Source organism: Bradyrhizobium sp. Ken64 (assembly GCF_055807555.1).
This window is the reverse complement of sequence record NZ_JBVVPA010000037.1, coordinates 1-18,543: the sequence shown is the minus strand read 5'-3', so window position 1 is coordinate 18,543 and position 18,543 is coordinate 1. Positions and strand designations below refer to the sequence as shown.

Below are 18,543 nucleotides of genomic sequence, written 5' to 3'. Positions count from 1 at the left end.
GGCGCTATGCTGACCCTCCTGCGGATGCCTCTTTCGCCGCGTCCGCGAGTGATCTTCGCTTTCGCTCGGCCCACAGGCCTCTCTTCCATAATTGTGAGACTCCTGTGAGAATGCCGGGCGGTTCTCGTATCATTGCCTGCATCACGTTCGCTCAGGTTTTGGCGCGCGCGGCCGGGGCCGCACCGGGCTCTCGTGAACCGAGCCGCGTAGCGTCTCGGCCTTGCGGCTTCGATCCCTCGCGCTAGGCCTTTGGTGCTCCTCGCCGGGGGCACTCGGGAAAGGGGCCCGCCTGCGGCGATCGCTATCACTGCCCCGTTCCCGGGTGCCCTTTTAACCGGTCTCGTCGCTGCACTCGGACCCGCGTGCCCCTTCGGGTCGCTATGCTCACGCTCTCCGGGTGCCATTTTCCGTTGAGGCGATGCGCCCTTGGGCGCACGCCTGATCGGGCCTGGGCCCAGGCAGATGGCGCTAGAGGCTCAGAGTAAGAGTGCAGGCTGGGTTTTTCCGTGACGGGTTACAAGCTGCGAGAGAGGCTCGTGGCGCCCGTCGCGGAGAACGTCGCGCTGGAATCGACGCGAACCATCGAGATCGACGAGTTCGTCGACCGCAGCGAGATCGATCCGCGATATCTCATCCGTCCTTATTATCTATTATCTGCGCCCTGACGGCAAAGTTGGGCACGATGCCTTCGCGGTCATTCGCGAAACGATCCGCGAGATGAACAAGGTCGCGATCGGTCGGGTGGTGCTGACCAATCGCGAACACATCATCGCGCTCGAGCCGCTCGACAAAGGGCTGATGGGGACGCTGCTGCGTTATCCCTACGAAGTCCGTTCCGCGGATGAGTATTTCGACGACATCCAGGACGTCAAAGTCACCAAGGACATGCTCGATCTCGCCAGGCATATCGTCAACCAGAAGGCGGGACATTTCGAGCCGGACAAGTTCGAAGACCAGTACGAAACCGCTCTCATCGAGCTCATCAACCAGAAGCGCGCCGGCAAACCCATCACCGCGAAAGCGCGACCCCGCGGCGAGAACGTGGTCGATCTGATGGAAGCACTGCGCAAGAGCATCGGACGAGAGGGGGCCGCGGCAGAGGCATCCAAGAAATCAGGAAAAAAGCCGCGCAAGGCGGCCGCCGGGCAGAAGGAAATGCTGATGCCGATCGCAGGCAAAAAGCCGGCGAAAGAGGCCGCGGCGAAGAAGCCGGCGGCCAAGCCGCAGCGGAAGTCGGCTTAGGTTTCTCGTGAGGCATTCGGTGACGCCGGACGGCCACTGTTTTGTTGTTCGCGGCAGGCTCTGGCGGAGGGCAAATCACACTCTCGAGATGTCACGCGAGATCATTTCGTCGACAGGCTAATGGTGGCCCGGCGGGCGGTGCGCGACGCCAGGAAAGGCGAGAGGGCGAAGCCGAAGCAACGGGGCATAGGGCCGTGGACGAGGTTAAGCGGGCGCTCGGCTAGCGCGGCTAGCATGCCATCGCCATTTCTCTGTCGCGGGCATGACGTATTGGCCTTGCTCGGGATGAACACACCCGTTGGTTCCCTCTGAGGCAGATGGACGCGGTGTCAGTGGCGACGCGGAAGTGAAAGCGGGCCAGTTCCTTCGAGAGGGCGTCGCGCAGCCGATGAGGCGGTATAGGTACTTCAGACAATCGCCACAAAATTCACCGACACGCTTCCCTACAGACAGTCTTCACGAAGGGCGTTATGTCCCAGTATTCACTAGACGTATTGCGTCAGCGCTACATCGTCGAGAAAAGACCGCTCGAGGCCAGCGTGGAGCAGATCTTGCGGGCCGACAGCCGCGCGGGAGCGCGTGCCATCCTGGCTGCAATCGATAAACGTCGCTTCGAAAATCGGTCCGAAGGGCAGCGCCTCCGCAAGATGCTCCGCTTCGAGACCTCGCTCTGGGAGAGCGGCCATTTTGCCGTGGCAGGTGTGGACGAGGCCGGAATGAGCCCTCTCGCCGGGCCCGTGTCCGCTGGAGCCGTGATCCTTAAACCAGGCACGCGGATAGTCGGGATCGACGACTCGAAAAAACTCGACGCCGCGGCTCGCGAAGAACTCGCGAAGGAAATCAAAGAAAAGGCAGAGAGTTGGTGCGTAGCATTCGTCGAGGTCGAGGAGATCGACGCAATCAACATCTATTGGGCAGGCATCCAGGCGATGCAGCGGGCGGTCCGGGGGCTAGGGTTGACGCCGCAGCACTTGCTGATCGATGCGAAGCGGTTGAAGGAAATCGACATCCCTCAGCAGGCAATTATTAAGGGCGATGCCAAGTCCGCCAGCATCGCGGCCGCCTCCATCCTCGCGAAAGTCGAGCGCGACAGGGTCATGCGGGCGCTCGACGTGCGTCACCCCGGCTACGGATTCGCTGATCACAAGGGCTACCCGGTGCCGGCTCATTATGAGGCGCTCGCCAGCCTTGGCGCATGCGCAGCTCACCGGCGATCGTTCGGACCGGTACGCAAGGCTCTCGGGTTGCCGCCCCTTCCGCCGTGGCCTTCGACATCCGAGCGCGAAGCCGGCTGAATTCTAAGTCGTATGCTTCGTCACAAGCGCATTATTTTCGCGACCGGCTCCTTTCGCGAACAACGTCCTTCGCGTTTTTGTCAGACCGCAGCCCGAGATAGACCGGCTGGCGCAGCTCGCCCTTGCTGGTCCACTCCGCGAACTTCACTTCTGCGACCAATGCAGGGCGTACCCAGGTCGTGACCTGCTCATCCTTCACCTTGGCTGGGAACGGCGACTTGGCGGTCTTGAGCTTCACGAGCTTGCCGTGAAGCTCTTCGAGAGCCTGCTGGCTGAAGCCGGTGCCGACGTGGCCGATGTACCGCCAGGCGTCATCTTCGCGTACCGCTAACACAAGAGCGCCAAAGAACGGCCGGGTTCGCCTCGGCGCTGTGAAGCCGGCAATCACGACCTCCTGCCGCTGCGTGGTCTTCACCTTCAGCCAATCGGCGGTCCGGCGTCCAGACGCGTAGGGGCTGTCGGCGCGCTTGGCCATGATGCCTTCGAGATGTCTCCGTTCGGCTTCTGCGAAGAACTTTTTGCCATTGCCTTTGCGATGGTTGCTGAACGCGATCAGCTTGTGACGGGGCAGGATGGCCTTGAGCCGCTTCTTGCGCTCGAGGAGCGGCAGCGCACGCAGATCCTCCCCGCCTGTGAACATGAGGTCGAACGCACAGTATAAGAGCTTAGCCTCATGGCGCAGGGCGTTCTGAAGCAACTGGAAATGGGATACGCCGTCCTTTCCGATCGCAACCAGCTCGCCATCGATGACAGCGTCCGCCTTCACGCCTTCAAGTGCTTTCGCGACCTCGACATAGGAGTGGCTGATGATCTTCCCGTTGCGACTGTAGAGTGCGACCCGACCACCCCGGATTTCCGCGACCATGCGAAAACCATCGAATTTGTCCTCGAAGACCCAATTGGGATCGTCGAAGGCCGAATCTGTCAGCGTGGCCAGCATGGGCTGCAGGCGGCGAGGCACAGTTGATTTTCGAGCCATGGCTGGACGACGGGAAGAGAGATGGGCAGGAACGAGTGGAATGTATCGTGAGTTCCGTGCGACACTTGAAGAAGATGGCCTGGCCCAGCTCAAAAAGCCAGGGCGTGCAACGTCACCGGGTGCGTTGCCTGCGCTCTGAGCGGCCTTTGAGACAATTCTGCTCGCCAATTCGATGCTGTACTTGGGGCGAAGTTTAACATTCCTGAATCCACAAGTCGGCAAGACCGGTTAGGATCGGGTTTTCCCTCTTGGGGGCACCTCATGTCGCAGGCGCACCGCGCTCGAACGGAAGCGTGGTCCAGGGCGCGCCTCACACGCGGCACCGAAAACCGTCGCTGATTGGCGCTCCGCGACAATCAGACTTCAACAAAACTCTTGCGCGACAATCTGCGCGCCAATCATCTCTCCGCCGCGACACTGTCGCCATCCAGATTGCCGCGCCTTCCCATCCAGATCGACGCGCTACACAGACGCTCGTAACTTGGAGCCGCTGGCAGCCGATTACTCATTGTCCGACCGAGCGCCGTGCCGACAGATTGGCCTTGAGCAGGTCTTGTCTGCTGGAAGACTGGGGGCTGATAAGTGATACGCGCTTCGGTGCCGCGGCAAGGTCGACGCGTTGAGCTGTTGCAGCTGATCTCGGATGCCGATAAGTCGCGGGCGCACCGCTCCAGCTCTCTTTTGAGCTCAACGCTGATTCAGGCAGGTGTGAGTTTGGGCGTGCGTTCGAGGGCTGTCGGTTGCGAAATCTTTAGTCCTCGTCAGCTACAGTGACACGATTCATTCCGGCCCCAGATCTCGCGGGACTGTTGAAAGGGGGTCTTCGCGGGATGTGACGGTTTTATCTGAGCGGTCCGTAGAGCTTCATTCGAATATCCGCATCATTTGCTCATGTGGGGTCGTCCTGGCCAATGAGCCGCTTCTCGTAAAAGATCACTGCATATCCGTGCAACGTCCCTTCCTTGCGGCGAACATAGCCAGCGGTCTCGTAAAGTCTCTGAGCCCCTGCTTGGATCGTTGTTGTGTCGAGCATCATCCACTTGACACCGAGAGCAACAGCTCGCGACTCCAATTCACGAAGAACCCTCCTTCCAAGCCCTCGTCGCTGAAAGTCGGGATCGACTCGCATACGTTTAACTTCTGCGACATCGTCATCGACACGTTTCAGCCCACCCATGGCAGCGAGTTGGGGACCAATATAGGCAACTACGAAGTCTCCGCCCGACCCGATGTATACTGCGCCGATACTGCGTAAATCATCCTCCCAGGTCCCTTCCGGGCCACACACACCAACATGCTGCGATGCGCTTCTGTGCAGATGCCATACACCATCGCTATCCCCGGACTCGAACCGACGAACGATCAGTTCGTCTTGAGACATCGATTATCACCTCTCGACGCGCGTCGAACACCGCGCCTATGGCATCGTTTCTGTTTAGCCAAGCAGGGCCACCGTCAGCTTACCGACCCGCCTCTGTCAACAGTCGCTGAGAAAGGACAGCCTCAACATTCTCCGATACCTCAACGCCGACGATTGGACGACCCGGCTCGACGGTATATTTTAACGCCGTACTTCGGTGCATCAGGGTAAACCGATCCAGCGCACAAATGCAGGACGCGCGCAGCCTTCCGATTTCGTCGCCGTGATGCTCCACTACTGGCGAAATCGTCGCAAGCCTGGGAAACTCCGCTTTCCCTTCTAGCCAACTCGGCTTGATCGGTGCACTCCCGTTGTCTGACGAGAGCCAGCGGAATACCTCGTGAATGCACCTCTGCGGATAATATTCGGAAAGCCGATATAGATCACTATAGAATTGCGGTTTCTGGTGGAAGAGTTCTTCACCTAGTAGTAGCACCGACACTGCCACGATCCGGGCCGAGAAGCGGCCGCTTGGACCAAGCGTATTCTTGTAAGGATTTTTTCCGTAAAACACACGAAATTGGCCAAATAGGTCCGGTGACATATGTTCATAAAAGCGCGTCAGAATATAGTTTGCTGACTCAAGGCGCGCCAAGCAAAGCGCAAGACATTGCCCCGCATCCACCTCGGCCGCATCACGCAAGTCAAGGAGAGCGTCCATTGCTGACTGCAATTCGCTCTCGATGATCTGATGGCCTAAGCAAAAATCTCGTTCCTCGACCCCGGCCGCGCCGAGGCAGTATACGCGTGGATCGTTCTGCAACGGATTCGTAAGGATCATATCTTCATAGGAGAGGACCTCGATGCCGGGTTGCCGGTCACAACTTGATCGCGCAAGGCGGCTCAGTGCCTCTCCCACCGTCAGCTCGGCGTCCAGGGGGTGAAGGCCGGCAAACGCAGACATCTGATAAGCACAATTTACGAGATATTGGATATCTGTCTTAGCGATCTCGAAGTCGGACTGCGGAAGACTTCGCAGCAACGCATCATAGTCACTCGCGGCGATCATCGCGTGGACGCTGCGTCCAAGCGCCTTAACCGCTTCATCTGGTCGTTCACTGCATTTGATTTCCGCAATGCAGTGCGGCAGTTCATCGGTGACAAAATTGCTGACCAGCCCAAGCGGACGTTCTCGCTGCCGCCGATCAATACTATCGGCCAGATGCAAAAATATGTCGTGCCCTTCGCAAGGCGAGCTTTGCGGAGTGGAAACGGAAAAAGGAGTGACCATAAACGAGCCCGCCCGCGGCTTCATCGAAATGCAACTTGCATTTCGGTACTTGATCCGTATCGAGCGGCCGGTGAGTAATCATGCTTTTCGAGCAGATCAGTTCGTTTGTCTGCTATCCTACTGTCGTTATACGCGACCTGCTCAAGTATATTGTTCGAGAAGAATAGCAGCGATACCGCGCCCGAATTGATGGTGCCGGCGGCAGTTAACGAAAGCAGGCCGTCATTTGAAATGCAGATGAGGCCTGCCTCATTCAACTTTTCCAGCTCGCGGCCAAAGCATTTCTCAATCGACACCCCAAACTCCTGCTCGAAGCGGGAGAGCGACACTCCACTGCTTCGCAGGGCAAACATTACTGTTCTGCGCATGAGATCATCTTGCGACAGGACAACACCCTTCCACACTGGCTTCTCGCCAGCCTCGACCCTATATAGGTAACGATCTAAATCTGCCTCGTTATAGAACTGGCACTGGCTCATGTAGCCAAATCCGGCAACCCCAAACGGAACCAGATTATTGTCGTTCCAGGAATCGTATTTGCGGCGCTGTTGAACCGAGTGTGGCTGCGACTGCTTACTCCAGTAGAAAATCGGCCCGTGACGATAGCCCAGTGTCGTGAGGATGTGCTCGGCCATAAAATGCATGATAATGCGCTCCTTAGCCCCGGCGAATTGATATCGTCCCTGAGCCAAATGGCGGGCCACGGGGTCTGTAGATTTGAACATCAAGGGGAATACATTGAACTTCTCTATCCCCAAATCTAGTAAGCCGATGAGTGAGTCGTACCAGCTACGGAGCGTTTGCTGCGGCAATCCATACATGAGGTCGAGCGAGAGATTCTCAACGCCCATCTCATTCAGCAATCTTACCAGTTGTACTACCTCGTCCACGCGGTGTCCGCGGTTTAGTATGCGTAAAATGCTCGGATCTAGACTCTGAACGCCCAATACAAAGCGGTTTACGCCGGATCTGAGCAGTGTCGATATGCGATCTGCAGCATCCACTTGCTTTGCAAGAGAGGGATGTAATTCGAAGCTCACCTCCGACTTAGACAGATCAAAGCGCCGGCCAATCATACCAAATAGCGTTTTGAGTTGACTGTTGGTCAGGAACGAGGGGGTACCGCCTCCGAAGAAAGCAGTCTCAACAGCTCTGTCAGCCAGTGCCGCGTCCGACCAACTCATCTCTTTATCTAAGGCCGCCAGATAGCGCTCCACTCGCTCGGGCGATGGATGGATTTCTTTGGCGAAGTGGCAAAAGGTGCAATGCTGATCACAGAAGGGGACGTGAAAGTAGAGATCAATTGACGGCGTAACCTGAAGCAACAAGTTTTCGGCATCTAGATCGCCCATTGCCTTGAGAGGCGGATATGTGCCGACGAGATAATCGTTGTGCGTGTCAAGGTGCAAATTCCGTGACCTCAACATGTCGAGGTTAATGTCGTAGGATCGGTCGATCGCGAATTCCAAGGCTTCGGAATAGGTCGGGGCGCGCATTTTGTTGAACTCCTCTAGCTTTCGTGTGAAGCAAGGGGCGATGGCACCTCCGTCCCTCGCTTCACATTCCGCTCTTCAGCCCGGGCTCGATACCGTAGCCATGCGTTTCGATAAAAGGCGCGGGGTTGTCGGCTCCCCCTCGAGGCAACCACCGTAGATCAGAACACGGGCCGCCATCCGCTCGGCTACACGCGAGGGTCGATTATGGTTCGGCGAGGAAGACAGATGCCGTGGCCCACGCGAATGCCCCCTCGGGCGTTGCTAAACGGCACCGAGGAAGACTTCAGGCGCAGAGGGTGCGAATACTCCTCGAGAAAATGGTGCTCGACCTCGGAGATAGCCACCCGCGGGGCAACGCGGCAAAGCTTTAAGCCGGACGTAGGCAACAGCGCAATGTCCATGGCATTTTCGATCAATCGAGCAAGCTTCATTTGAACTCCTGGGTCAGCGACAGCAAGGCCGTCATGGTCGTACAGAATCTTTGGGGTGTCCCAGCAATCCACGTGCCACCAAAGCCGCTTGCGAGCCTCGCTTGAAGAGGGCAAAACCATGTTCTTCGGCGCCAACGGCGGGATACTCGCGCCTCAGTGTCTGGTCCCCGACATTAACGTCTTCAGCCGGACACGGCTGAACACGACAAACGCGGGATGTTGAATGATGATGGAGGCCTCTCATGTTCAATCGCGAACATCTGCTGCACGACGAGCTTACGACCGAGTCGCTCGGCTGATGCAGGCAGCGTCGCTGCACATGACGGATATGCAAATGAATTCGTCACATTGTTGCGGCGCGGGGTGGCCACGTAGAAAGTCCGCTTGCTACCATCGGGGAAGCGTTCAAGTCCGACGCCGGTGTGAGGAGACTGATATTTGCTGTGTGCGCTTTCCAGTCAGTTGCGGGCGGTTGCACGCGGCGCCGCGTCGTCAAGATCACCGGCATCGCCTTGACTGGGTGTCGACACCCCGGCGTCCCCCCCGTTGTCAGGAAGGCACAGCCGCTCATCGAGAAGGTCTGGATGCACTGCGAGGACAAAGGTTCGCGGGGCCGGACGGTTAAACTGAGGGGCAGGTTCAACGATCTCGAGATCATCACGCGGAGCAGGACCGGACGCGTCCCGATTTCGAGCCGCTGCGAGCTCGAAACTTGTCGCTCGTCTTCCTTCAAACGAGATACCCGCTCCAAAGCCGATCCGCCTTCTTGTCTTCACGCCAGGGCGAACCGTAGGCCGAGCTGCAGCTCGGCCTACCAATTTGAGTCCGCATCGATCAGAATCAAGACCGCGGTACATCAGTAGAGCGCGAGCCCTCGTGCGCAACGCGGCAGAGTTTACCTCAACTGCGGGAATCCCAAGGTCGAAAGACTTGCGGTAGGATAGGCGTCCATGTTTGAACACCCCACGACCGCTCTATCGCAAGCGGTACTCGACGAGGTCTGCCAGACGCTTCCGCGCAAGGGGAGCGGCGCTGGTTTGGCCTCCGAGATCGTCGAAGCCGCAAAGACCGACGAAACAACGCCGAAGCTGCTGCGGCATATAGGGCGTAAAGCCCTGGCCCGAGCGTCGATCATGTGGCGTTGATCGGGCGAGGTGCGGAGTGAACTTCCAGGTCACAGTCTTGAAGATCCTGGTGAGTTACCCCCAAGGATTTGCCGTGATGGCGGACCTCAAGCGGGACATGGCAATCCTCGCGACCAGCGGCCCGGAATGGGCCGAGCGCACCAAACGGCTGGCCGCGCGCGTTCCCGGGCTGGACATTTTTTCGGACGGCCTCGTTGAGCGCCAAAACGGCGGTTGGAGAATCACGGTGAGAGGGCGAGTTGTGCTCGAGACCATGGAGGCGCGCCCAGGCCAAGACGAGCCGACGGAGAAGGTCCCAGTCGAAACGGCCGGGCCGGTGCCATCGGTGCCCAGCCCTCGGAACGAGCGAACCGCTGACGCGAGCGCTTCCAGCGTCGCCGCGAAGCCCGCGAACGCGCGCGAGCGCATGCATCTTGAGGAGCAGCCGCCGAGTTCTCCCAGCGGCTCAGAAAGTCAGGTCGTTGACTCGCCTGTGGCGCACACGAACAGGTCCCCTGGGTAGGGGGTGTGGGAGCGAATTGGACTATGTCCGCCAGCAGCGGCGAAGCGCATCTCCATCCGGCAGCGCGACCCGCGCGTCAAACCGAACCGGTGCCTTTGGCGTACCGTGCGGCACGAGCGCTGGTGCTGTTACGGTTGCGGAGTTCCGGATGCCCAACTGGCCCCGTCAGCGTCCAACCATGACCCCGGCCTACTGCTGATTTCGTCCAGACCAGTACTGACTTGCGATGGAATAGCTGGGGTCAGCGTTCGACGCACGGGGTGAAGTTGCTCTCCGATTCTACAATGTGACGCTTGCCAACACGCTCGACTATCTGGGATCGCTGAGGTCGTAAGAGCGGCAATGTGTGGGTGAGAGATGGGTTATTGTTCGATCTGGCATCGTCAAGCCTCGAGCAGTCCACCGGTGACGACTACAGGCGCCTGGAATGCCGCGAGTGCGGCAGGTACCCGATTACGGGTTCGGTATTGCAGATGCTGGACTCGCGACTGAGTTGAGCCATGCGACGCGTGCGATGTCGAAGGCGGAGTTCGAATCGCCGAGATAAACTCGTTCAACATGGACGACATGATCAAGGTTTTACAGACGCTGTGCGGTGATCTTCGCCGATCATGATTTGTGCATTCCAAAAAAAACCGTAGCTTCGTAAGATTGGCAACAGCTCATGAAGGTTGTTAATCGTGTAGTCTGGATGCGCCGCTTGCAGGCGCGCCTCGGAAACAAATCCCCCGGTAATGGCTATACTTATCAGTCCGAGATTTCGTGCAATATCCGTTTCGATCGGCATATCGCCGATGATGAAAGTTGACGCTGGTTTCAAGTTGTTCTTCTGCATGTATAGACGAAGTCGCTCTCCTTTGCTTGTCGATTTGTATTGCGTGTCGCGGCTTTCGAACGCGAGCACATCGTCGATGCAGTCATTGATTCCAAGTCTTCTCAATTGGTAGCGCAGAGGGTCGGCTATATGGTTGCTCACGATGATGGACGAAGCCCCTTCTCGGCGCGCCAACTCCAAGACTCTGCGCGCGCCCTCGCGTAGATCGGCTCTGCCCGCAAGAGCCTCATAGGCGTCGTGAAACATTGCACTCCCATCGCGATCCACCGTCGCAAGCTCGTCTCGCGATAGTCCGAGGCTGCGATAAAGAAGAGACAGCGGAACGTCGCAATGTTCCCGAAGCGTCTTCATGTCGATCGTTGTACGACCAAAGCGATCTAGAATTGCATTGGTGGTTTCGAGCAGTGCGTATGCATCATCGAGCAACGTTCCATTCCAATCGAAGACGAGAACCGGTTTCATGATCTGACCTTAAGCATAGATTCCGTGCGGGTGCCACCGTCGTTCGCCACGTATAGTAGCACCGAACTCCTGGGCCGGCGACTTCGAGGCCGTCATGATCGTACGGGCTCTTTTCGGTGTCCCAGCAATCCACGTGCCACCAAAGCCATTTGCGAGCCCCGCTTGAAGAGGGCAAAACCATGTTCTTCGGCTCAGGCGACGGAATACTCGCGCGTTAGTGTCTGGTCTCCGACATTAACGTCTTCAGCCGGATACGGCTGAACACGACAACGCGAAATGTTGAGTATGAAGGAGGCGCCATTCGCAAGTGTTCGCGGGCGGCGCTCCATGGAGACGGGGCCTTTGCGCTGAAGACGCTCCGGTTGGCATGGGGAAGTCGGGCTTCGGCAGGCGACTGCCTGAGCAACACGCGATTTGAGGACCGCGAAGCGATCTTTCGTGGCGAGCACTCGCGGTCCTTGCCAGACTCGAGCTTCGCTGAATGCGCCTCAGGTCCGCTCATCATCCGGCTTGGGGACGCGGCCCTTGCCATCGCACTTATGTCAACGGTTACATCCAACGCACGGGCAGGGCGAAGAGGCTAAAGCCCTCGCACAATTCCCGCCAGAATATCTGCCCGCTTAAGACATTTTCGACCGTAGCAGCGCAGAAGCTGCATCGCGTGTCTCGCACGTTACGTCATCTAAAAGCGCACGTTCCTGCGACCTACGGTGATCGCGAATCGCTTCGCAAGATTAAGTGGCCGACAGTTGACGAAAGCAACAGGGGCTCAGACAGAAGAAGTTGAGCTGCTGCAAGAACACGCAAGGCTTAGAAATATGATCTAACCTGGGCATCTCCCTGCCGGGTTAACTTTGTAACTGGCCGCCCGGCAGCGCTCCTGGCAGCCTTATTGTGTTCCGGCTTGTGGACCGTGGAGGATGGTGCGCGTCAAGACTTCGACCCGTTCGGCAATTTGGCGAATTCGCCTCGCCACGTCCTCGACTGCGGTCATGTCCACCGGCTGCGTGCAGGAAATTGAGCTCATCTTCGCGTTAAGGTCCCTCAGCTCAGCCTTGCAGCGATCTAACTCCGCGTTGAGCATCGTAACTTCATCCATCGCCGTTGCCCGTATTGCCGTTGCTTCCGAGAAAATGTTTGTTCGGAGCATGCACCTGATTGCAATCTTTGTCGCGCTCGCGTGGTTCCACATGGGTAGGGCATCTCGAAAGGCACAGAACGGCCAACCCAAACACAGACCGGGTCGTTCACGCGCACAGCTGCAAATGGAGTCCCCATACCCAATTTATATAAAGGAATAAATTTCAATGGCACGCGCATGCGTTCCTCTCAGCAAAGCCCGGGCGACCGGCCGCACTCGCAAGAATCCAAAACGATTTTCGGGCCGCAAAGAGCCAAACGGCTTGGGTCCGTTAGGCGAACCGCCGAAATGCTTAGGCAAACCGCACGAGCGCGAGGCGCGGCGAACGCCGTCTGATGACCTTCGATGGTTCAACCCGGAGCCACCGGACGCTAGTGGCAATGGCAAGTGGGCTGGTTGCGCGGCAAATCGGAGGCGAAGACGTTTGCGAAAGCTCTGAATCTTCTCAGAATGATGCTGAATTCCATTGGCGGCTCGCTGTCCGATGCATCGAAAGTAATGATGCCGGAAGTGGAAGATGCTGAAGACCCAGCCGCGAAATACTTCTAGCTCATTCTCAAGTACTCTCGCCTGAATGGGCATCTCCAAACAAGTGTAGAAGCCCGGCTGAACCGGACTTCCGTTGTTGTCGGTCGCTCACTTCGGATTGTGATCTGCCCATACGATCAGACGCCATCGAATGGTGCTTGTGCTGACGTATGCGCATCATTGCTTTGCGGAGGCAATGTGTGGCCTGCTGCAATTCCGATTTCGCGATGACAGCCCGTGCATCGGTAGAGAGCGGCAAAGGGAGCCGCGACTCCTGGCCCCTGATCCTGATCGAAACAGTCGCTGTTAGATTGCGGTAGGTAGTTGGCGTTCTTATAGGTAGCCATTCGACTTCTGTCACTAGAGTAAAGCCGGACTTGACCTCTCGGGGCTTACCGAATGTAATGCTGTTGCTGCTAACATCGGCGTTTGGCCCGCAGTCCGCAGCGTTGCGCGGGCAATCGGGGCCGCCAGTCGCAAGCTGGCGGTTCTCCCCGATTCGTTACGAGCAGTGGAACACGTTTCCCGGCGTGCAACCGCAAATAGCGGAACCTTATGCCGGCTATTCACAGCTTCCTGTGGACAACCTCATTATTCGGAAGAGATTTCGCCGCGCACCGCACGCGCTCGGCGCATGGATTAATTATGACACCCCAACAGAAAGCCGCGCTGGCATCTAGCACTACGATGCCGGGATAAAGCAGGGAGGCGAAGTTGCTCTGTCCATCATAAGGGAGTTTCCAGACGGGTTCAGCGAAACGAAATGACGCAGAACTCGCCTCACAGGCTGGCGCTTCCCTTTCGACCGCCGTGACGGCAACTCATGAGCGCTTCCAGTTTGGGGTGGGCCTTCGCGCTGGTGTCTCGCGATATCGAGAAACCCTTTTAAAGTGCGGCTTCGGTCACTGCCGGCTTTTGCGTTGAGCGCGTCTTCATCGAGCGATCCGTCGGGGAGATGATCCGCCTCCACGGTGCGGACTGGCATTCGGCGGAGAACCGACAGCTCGAGTCATGAACGTCACCCGTCGCAAGCTCGTCGTTTTCACCATCCGATTGTCTACCCGAGGTATGCTAAGTTCCATGACGGCGCCCTTGAACACATCATAACAACATCACGAGGACCGGCATGCTTCGAGCGAGGGCAGCTTGTGAAGCCAACCGGGTTGCTGGGGTGATCAGAACCAGGAATCCATCAGGTGAACAAGCTGGGAGCCCGCCGTATAAAACGCCTCCTGCGCTGCACGAAAGCGCTGGGCTTCAACGGCGGTGACCGGCAACGGCAGGTCGTTCTCCGCGATCTGCCCCAATACATACGAAGCCAAAACACTGCCAAACACAGTGCCTGGTGCGATTCCGCGGCCGTTATAGCCACTGAAACCGATGACTTTGCGGTCCAGCTTGTGAAGCCGGGGCAAGTTGTCGGAGGTCATTCCAATCATGCCAAACCAGCCGGTTTCAAACTGGACGCCCCGAAGTCCTGGAAAAAGCTTGTGCAACGATCTTTGGGCCCAAGCGCGGTGAATAGATCGCCCAACCCCCTCAAGCGCACCAACACTGCCAAACACGAGTCGCCCGGAGCGATCGAGACGAAACGAAGAGAGGACTTCTCGAGTGTCCCACACACCCTGCCGCTCAGGCAGGATCGACTTTCTCAGATCATCGGGCAGACATGGCGTGCCAAAGTTGAAATAGGGCAGTTGAATCTGTTCCTGCCGTACCTCAGACCAAAGTCCCTTGCTATAAGCATCCGTCGCGACGACCACCCAGTCGGCCTCTACAGATCCGCTTTCGGTGCCGACTCTCCAGCGGAAACCATTCTGTTGCGCCATGACGGCCTCACTATGCGTAAATATCCTGGCTCCCATCGCAAGCGCGGCCCGCGCTAACCCTCGCACATAAGCCAATGGCTGTATGGTGCCGGCGCGCTTATCGAGCAGCGCGCCGGTGTAGTCGCCACCGCCTACTTTGCTGCGTGTTGCCTCCGCATTTAGCACCAGGACGGGCGCTCCACGCTTCTGCCACTGTTCGGCACGGGCCTCAACCTCCTCCAAGCCCTTACGTCCGACCGCACAATGCAAGGTGCCGGCACGTTCGACTTCACATTCGATGTGGTGCTTTTCGATGAGCTCGAATACCGTCTGCGGTCCACGGCCGAGCTGTTCAAGTAACCGTTCTCCAAAAGGCGCGCGGAGCGCGGCCGGAAGCGACTCAGGCATGAGCCACATGCCCGCATTCACGAGTCCGACGTTCCGCCCGGACCCGCCGAATCCTATTTCAGACGCCTCCAAAAGCGCAACACGCGCTCCACCTTCAGCTAGATGAAGGGCCGCCGACAGCCCGGTATATCCACCGCCAATCACGACGATATCCGCTGCAATTTCATCAGTAAGTGGAGCAGTTTGTGGCGCTGGTGGCGCAGTCAGCACCCACAGTCCGTGTGATCGTCGATTGTTTCGCATCCGCCAATCCTCTTACAAGTAGCTTCTTGATCGACCCGAGCTCCAGCAGCCATCGTGAATACCGCTAAGTTCTGGCGGACCTCTCTAGTATCCAAGCGGACCTCCCTAGTATCCAACACTGACGTGCCAGCGCCACACCGGCAGGCAAATCGCAGGCCAAAAGGGCAGTTCGTCATCACCCCGAAGATCAGGCCGAGCTACTAAGTTGTTGATCTGTTGAGGGCACGCGCAGCACCCACGCGGCGGTGCGCCGGAGCTCCGACTGCGCGAACAAAGCCAAAGCCCCTCGGCGCTTGCTCTGGAACGCGCCTTTGTGCGAGACAATGGGTCCCAAAAGGGCAGCAAGGGGACCACACCGTGAGAGCCTCTCTTGATGGCGAAATTCGCGACGGCCGCCATCATATGCAGATCCGGGTCTATTTCGAAGATACCGACTCCGGCCAGATTGTTTATCACGCAAATTTCTTGCGCTTCATGGAACGCGGCAGAACGAACTACTTGCGCCTGCTCGGAACGAATCAGCAAGCATTACTCAAAGAAGCCAAGAACGATGCGCCCGGTGTTGCCTTCGTTGTGCGCTCGATGACGATCGATTTTCTAAAACCGGCGGTCTTGGATGACATTCTTGACGTCGTCACAGTCCCGCAAGAGGTGAGGGGCGCGTCGATTGCCTTGCTGCAGGAATGCAGGCGTGGCGACGATCTCCTGGTCACAGCACGTGTACGGGTAGCGTTTATCTCAGCTGGAAAGGCGCAGCGCATCCCGAAGTCGCTGCGGCTCGCTATGGAAGGGCATAGATAAATCTGCCGCCTCATTCACGCGTTTGCCTTGCAGCGCTCCAACGAATTCAAGTCATCATGGCGGCGTAAGTTAAAGCAAATGGGCTGCGGCAAACCCGGGGTGGCTCAATTGCACAGTCCAGCCGAATGAATCAGAAGCCGGCGAAGAACGAAAATAGATCGGACTTCGTCGGCCGCTTTGGTCACAGCGACCACAGCGAAACCCACGTCAAGGATGACGGGCCGATTGGCGACTGGCGCGGCTATCCCGGCGGCGCTGCCGTGGCGAACTTGCGCGATCGCATTTCGCGGCTCTTCTCAAATGGCGGCACCGTCTCCATTGCCCCATGCTCCATCTGGCTGACGGCAGCGAGGCGGATGGTTTCCGAGCTGCGCGCCAATGCTCGGTGCTCTTGCCACTCCGGATAAAAAATCATGGAAGAGGGCGGAACCGAGCGCGATCATTTTCGACGAGATGGTCGAGACGGTCCAGGAGCCGGCCCAATCGAAGGCGGCCGGCGGCCTCGTCCTTGGGTCTGAAAACATCAAAGGCACGTTTGTCGGATTCATTAGAAGGTACAATCTTTATGTTGTTTTCTGGAATGCGGATCAGCACGATCGAGCGATCGTCATTCACCGTCGCTCAAAGAGGATGGATATCGTCGCGGAAATGCCGCTTACGTTCGAGACCGCGCATCGGCTAGCGCTCTTTATGCCGCGTGCCGTGCCGACAACAACATTGCGCCGGATGCGCCGCCAATCGAATGAAGGGCCGCGCGGCCATTTTCGAAGTTGGTCCGGGCCTCCAATAGGCAAAACTGTTTCGTGGGGCGCCCACTTTATGTCAGCGAGTGCCATGATATCAGAACGGCAACCGGTGGCCTGTGGGCTGCCATACCTTACTTCACCGCTTGAACGCGCGAGGATAGTGCCGTGGCTAATGACGTAGAGCTTCTGATCTCGTATTTCGCGCTTTCGGGGCACGTTTACCCGCTGGGGGCCTACTGAGGCCACTCCATTCCCATTCAAAGGCAGGGTCGAAGGGGCAGCGCGCGCGGGGTTCAACGGGTTTGGTCTTCACTACGAAGACACGATGGTCGCGCAAAGCAAGATTGGTTTTGCGGAAATGAGACGCATTCTTCAAGACAATGGCATCAAATATCTGAAGATTGAATTTCTGCTCGATTGGTACAGGACTGACGAGAAGCGAATGGAATCCGACAAATTCCGTCGGCAACTGCTCGATGTCTCCGCCGAACTTGGAATGCGGGATATCAAGGTGGGCCCGGGATTTCAAGAAACGCATGCCGATGTGGCGCTCCGCCCATGGTGGCCTCCGTAAGGGGACACTTGGGAATGATCTGCAACGCAGAACCTAACGCGGCGTCCGGTTCACGCATTTCTTTCGGCACGAATGTTGTGACGCAGCTACAGCAATTCGCGCGCACGTTGTTAAGACGCATGAGGCTCGGGGCACTCAAGACATGAGAGTAGAAATGAAGAACTTCTTGCTTACGACTGTGAGCATTGTGGCGCTTGGCGCAATTGCGTCCGCATCCGGTGCAGACCTGGCTGCGCAGCCCGTCCAACCTCTCTACTCCAAAGCTCCGCCGCCTGTCGCGGTTGCAATTTACGACTGGAGCGGCCTCTACGTCGGTGTGAACGGCGGCTTGGGCTCAAGCTCGAATTGCTGGGACTACAATGGTCGCACCCCTGAGGGCTGTCATGATGCGACCGGCATTACCGTCGGCGGGCAGATCGGCTATCGATGGCAGATCGGCCAGATCGTGCTGGGCGTTGAAGGTCAGGGGAACTGGGCTGATCTGAGCGGATCCAATGTCAGCATTGCGTTCGGCGATGTCGACCAGAGCAAGATTGGTGCGTTCGGTACGATGACTGGGCAGATCGGTTATGCGCTCGACACCGTACTGTTTTACGCCAAGGGCGGCGTCGCAGTGGCGAGCAACACGTATCGAGTCAACTCCGCAGTCACGGGCGCGCAGTTCGCGGGCGCTGATAGCAGCCCTTGGGGTGCTACTGTGGGCGCCGGGATCGAAGTCGGTTTCGCGCCGAACTGGTCGGTAAGCGTCGAGTACGACCACTTGTTCATGCGGGATGCCGACGTGAACTTTGTCGTGGCTGCTGGTTCGCTGGGCGGCGACCGCATCCGCCAGGATTTCGATCTTGTGACTGCGCGGCTCAACTATAAGTTCGGCGGCCCGATTCTGCTCAAATATTGATCTGAAGTCGGACTGGTGAATCGAAGGCCCCGGCTAGACCGGGGCCTTTCAGGCATCGCGCGTGCGACGCGACTGGCGGGTGACCGGAAGTCAGGAACAGTTAGCGAAACCGCGGCGAGTTCATCTTCTGAGCTGAAGTTTTAAATCGATAAAGGACAGCGAGCATGTTCGTTTCATTCTTCCCTCGACCAAAGTTGTTCTTTGCGTCGTCAATTCTTTGGACGGCGTTGGCGATGGCGTTTTGGTATGTATTTGCCGGCAATCTCTTTCCAGCCCCGGAGAAGCCGGTCGGGCTTGCGACGTTCTGGTCGGCCTCGGCGCTGTGGTTTGATCTCTATTTTGCGCTGGCCGTTACGGT

Annotated in this window: 17 protein-coding genes and 2 pseudogenes; 11 read left to right on the top strand and 8 right to left on the bottom strand. The window is 57.8% G+C overall.

Annotation, left to right across the window (positions count from 1 at the left end; all coding sequences use genetic code 11):
* Positions 1 to 551: 551 nt before the first annotated feature.
* Together ku and AC0L2F_RS33375 are read left to right on the top strand one after the other, a co-directional pair.
* Positions 552 to 1,242 (top strand): annotated as a pseudogene (ku, locus tag AC0L2F_RS33380) (non-homologous end joining protein Ku); the annotation flags it as partial.
* Positions 1,243 to 1,712: 470 nt separating this feature from the next.
* Complete coding sequence (locus AC0L2F_RS33375; RefSeq protein WP_007594575.1) at positions 1,713 to 2,537, top strand: ribonuclease HII; 825 nt, start codon at positions 1,713 to 1,715, stop codon at positions 2,535 to 2,537.
* 31 nt (positions 2,538 to 2,568) lie between these two features.
* On the opposite strand, the gene ligD is transcribed toward AC0L2F_RS33375, so the two are convergent.
* The 4 genes from ligD to AC0L2F_RS33355 all read right to left on the bottom strand — a co-directional run bounded on the left by ligD (position 2,569) and on the right by AC0L2F_RS33355 (position 7,663).
* Positions 2,569 to 3,516 carry a non-homologous end-joining DNA ligase gene (gene ligD / locus AC0L2F_RS33370; protein ID WP_473251288.1) on the bottom strand — a complete coding sequence of 316 codons (948 nt, stop codon included), beginning with the start codon at positions 3,514 to 3,516 and terminating at the stop codon, positions 2,569 to 2,571.
* 889 nt (positions 3,517 to 4,405) lie between these two features.
* Positions 4,406 to 4,897 carry a GNAT family N-acetyltransferase gene (locus tag AC0L2F_RS33365; RefSeq protein ID WP_473251271.1) on the bottom strand — a complete coding sequence of 164 codons (492 nt, stop codon included), beginning with the start codon at positions 4,895 to 4,897 and terminating at the stop codon, positions 4,406 to 4,408.
* A 79-nt stretch (positions 4,898 to 4,976) separates the two neighbouring features.
* Positions 4,977 to 6,167, bottom strand: coding sequence for a hypothetical protein (locus AC0L2F_RS33360; RefSeq protein WP_473251270.1), 1,191 nt, complete (start codon positions 6,165 to 6,167; stop codon positions 4,977 to 4,979).
* 20 nt (positions 6,168 to 6,187) lie between these two features.
* A complete protein-coding gene (locus tag AC0L2F_RS33355; RefSeq protein WP_473251269.1) occupies positions 6,188 to 7,663 on the bottom strand; it encodes a coproporphyrinogen-III oxidase family protein in 1,476 nt (491 codons plus the stop codon).
* Between the two features lie 853 nt (positions 7,664 to 8,516).
* Between AC0L2F_RS33355 and AC0L2F_RS33350 the strand changes: the two genes are divergently transcribed.
* The 3 genes from AC0L2F_RS33350 (at position 8,517) to AC0L2F_RS33340 (ending at position 9,741) form a co-directional block, all read left to right on the top strand.
* Complete coding sequence (locus AC0L2F_RS33350; RefSeq protein WP_369126686.1) at positions 8,517 to 8,957, top strand: DinB/UmuC family translesion DNA polymerase; 441 nt, start codon at positions 8,517 to 8,519, stop codon at positions 8,955 to 8,957.
* Between the two features lie 87 nt (positions 8,958 to 9,044).
* Complete coding sequence (locus tag AC0L2F_RS33345; protein WP_007596423.1) at positions 9,045 to 9,239, top strand: hypothetical protein; 195 nt, start codon at positions 9,045 to 9,047, stop codon at positions 9,237 to 9,239.
* A 16-nt stretch (positions 9,240 to 9,255) separates the two neighbouring features.
* A complete protein-coding gene (locus tag AC0L2F_RS33340; protein WP_007614424.1) occupies positions 9,256 to 9,741 on the top strand; it encodes a hypothetical protein in 486 nt (161 codons plus the stop codon).
* Between the two features lie 571 nt (positions 9,742 to 10,312).
* Here the strand turns inward: AC0L2F_RS33340 and AC0L2F_RS33335 are convergent.
* Both AC0L2F_RS33335 and AC0L2F_RS33330 read right to left on the bottom strand, forming a co-directional pair.
* The gene (locus AC0L2F_RS33335) at positions 10,313 to 11,038 is read right to left on the bottom strand and encodes an HAD family hydrolase (RefSeq protein WP_473251268.1); all 726 of its coding nucleotides are present in this window, start codon (positions 11,036 to 11,038) and stop codon (positions 10,313 to 10,315) included.
* Positions 11,039 to 11,927: 889 nt separating this feature from the next.
* Positions 11,928 to 12,137: a hypothetical protein gene (locus AC0L2F_RS33330; RefSeq protein WP_456767969.1), complete on the bottom strand. Its 210-nt coding sequence runs from the start codon at positions 12,135 to 12,137 to the stop codon at positions 11,928 to 11,930.
* 429 nt (positions 12,138 to 12,566) lie between these two features.
* Here AC0L2F_RS33330 and AC0L2F_RS33325 point away from each other — a divergent pair, with 429 nt between their 5' ends.
* Positions 12,567 to 12,728: a hypothetical protein gene (locus AC0L2F_RS33325; RefSeq protein WP_157158605.1), complete on the top strand. Its 162-nt coding sequence runs from the start codon at positions 12,567 to 12,569 to the stop codon at positions 12,726 to 12,728.
* 1,154 nt (positions 12,729 to 13,882) lie between these two features.
* On the opposite strand, the gene AC0L2F_RS33320 is transcribed toward AC0L2F_RS33325, so the two are convergent.
* The gene (locus tag AC0L2F_RS33320; RefSeq protein WP_473251267.1) at positions 13,883 to 15,166 is read right to left on the bottom strand and encodes an NAD(P)/FAD-dependent oxidoreductase; all 1,284 of its coding nucleotides are present in this window, start codon (positions 15,164 to 15,166) and stop codon (positions 13,883 to 13,885) included.
* Positions 15,167 to 15,523: 357 nt separating this feature from the next.
* On the opposite strand from AC0L2F_RS33320, the gene ybgC reads away from it, so the two are divergent.
* Together ybgC and AC0L2F_RS33310 are read left to right on the top strand one after the other, a co-directional pair.
* On the top strand, positions 15,524 to 15,967 hold the full coding sequence (gene ybgC, locus AC0L2F_RS33315) for a tol-pal system-associated acyl-CoA thioesterase (protein ID WP_007596415.1): 444 nt from the start codon (positions 15,524 to 15,526) through the stop codon (positions 15,965 to 15,967).
* A gap of 125 nt (positions 15,968 to 16,092) precedes the next feature.
* On the top strand, positions 16,093 to 16,374 hold the full coding sequence (locus AC0L2F_RS33310) for a hypothetical protein (RefSeq protein WP_473251266.1): 282 nt from the start codon (positions 16,093 to 16,095) through the stop codon (positions 16,372 to 16,374).
* 4 nt (positions 16,375 to 16,378) lie between these two features.
* On the opposite strand, the gene AC0L2F_RS33305 is transcribed toward AC0L2F_RS33310, so the two are convergent.
* Complete coding sequence (locus AC0L2F_RS33305; RefSeq protein WP_219683517.1) at positions 16,379 to 16,582, bottom strand: hypothetical protein; 204 nt, start codon at positions 16,580 to 16,582, stop codon at positions 16,379 to 16,381.
* 456 nt (positions 16,583 to 17,038) lie between these two features.
* Here AC0L2F_RS33305 and AC0L2F_RS33300 point away from each other — a divergent pair, with 456 nt between their 5' ends.
* The 3 genes and pseudogenes from AC0L2F_RS33300 to AC0L2F_RS33290 all read left to right on the top strand — a co-directional run.
* Positions 17,039 to 17,287, top strand: a complete 249-nt coding sequence (locus AC0L2F_RS33300; protein ID WP_317245592.1) for a hypothetical protein — start codon at positions 17,039 to 17,041, stop codon at positions 17,285 to 17,287.
* Positions 17,288 to 17,441: 154 nt separating this feature from the next.
* Positions 17,442 to 18,185 carry an outer membrane protein gene (locus tag AC0L2F_RS33295; RefSeq protein WP_473251265.1) on the top strand — a complete coding sequence of 248 codons (744 nt, stop codon included), beginning with the start codon at positions 17,442 to 17,444 and terminating at the stop codon, positions 18,183 to 18,185.
* Positions 18,186 to 18,349: 164 nt separating this feature from the next.
* A pseudogene (locus tag AC0L2F_RS33290) lies at positions 18,350 to 18,543 on the top strand (peptide transporter); the annotation flags it as partial.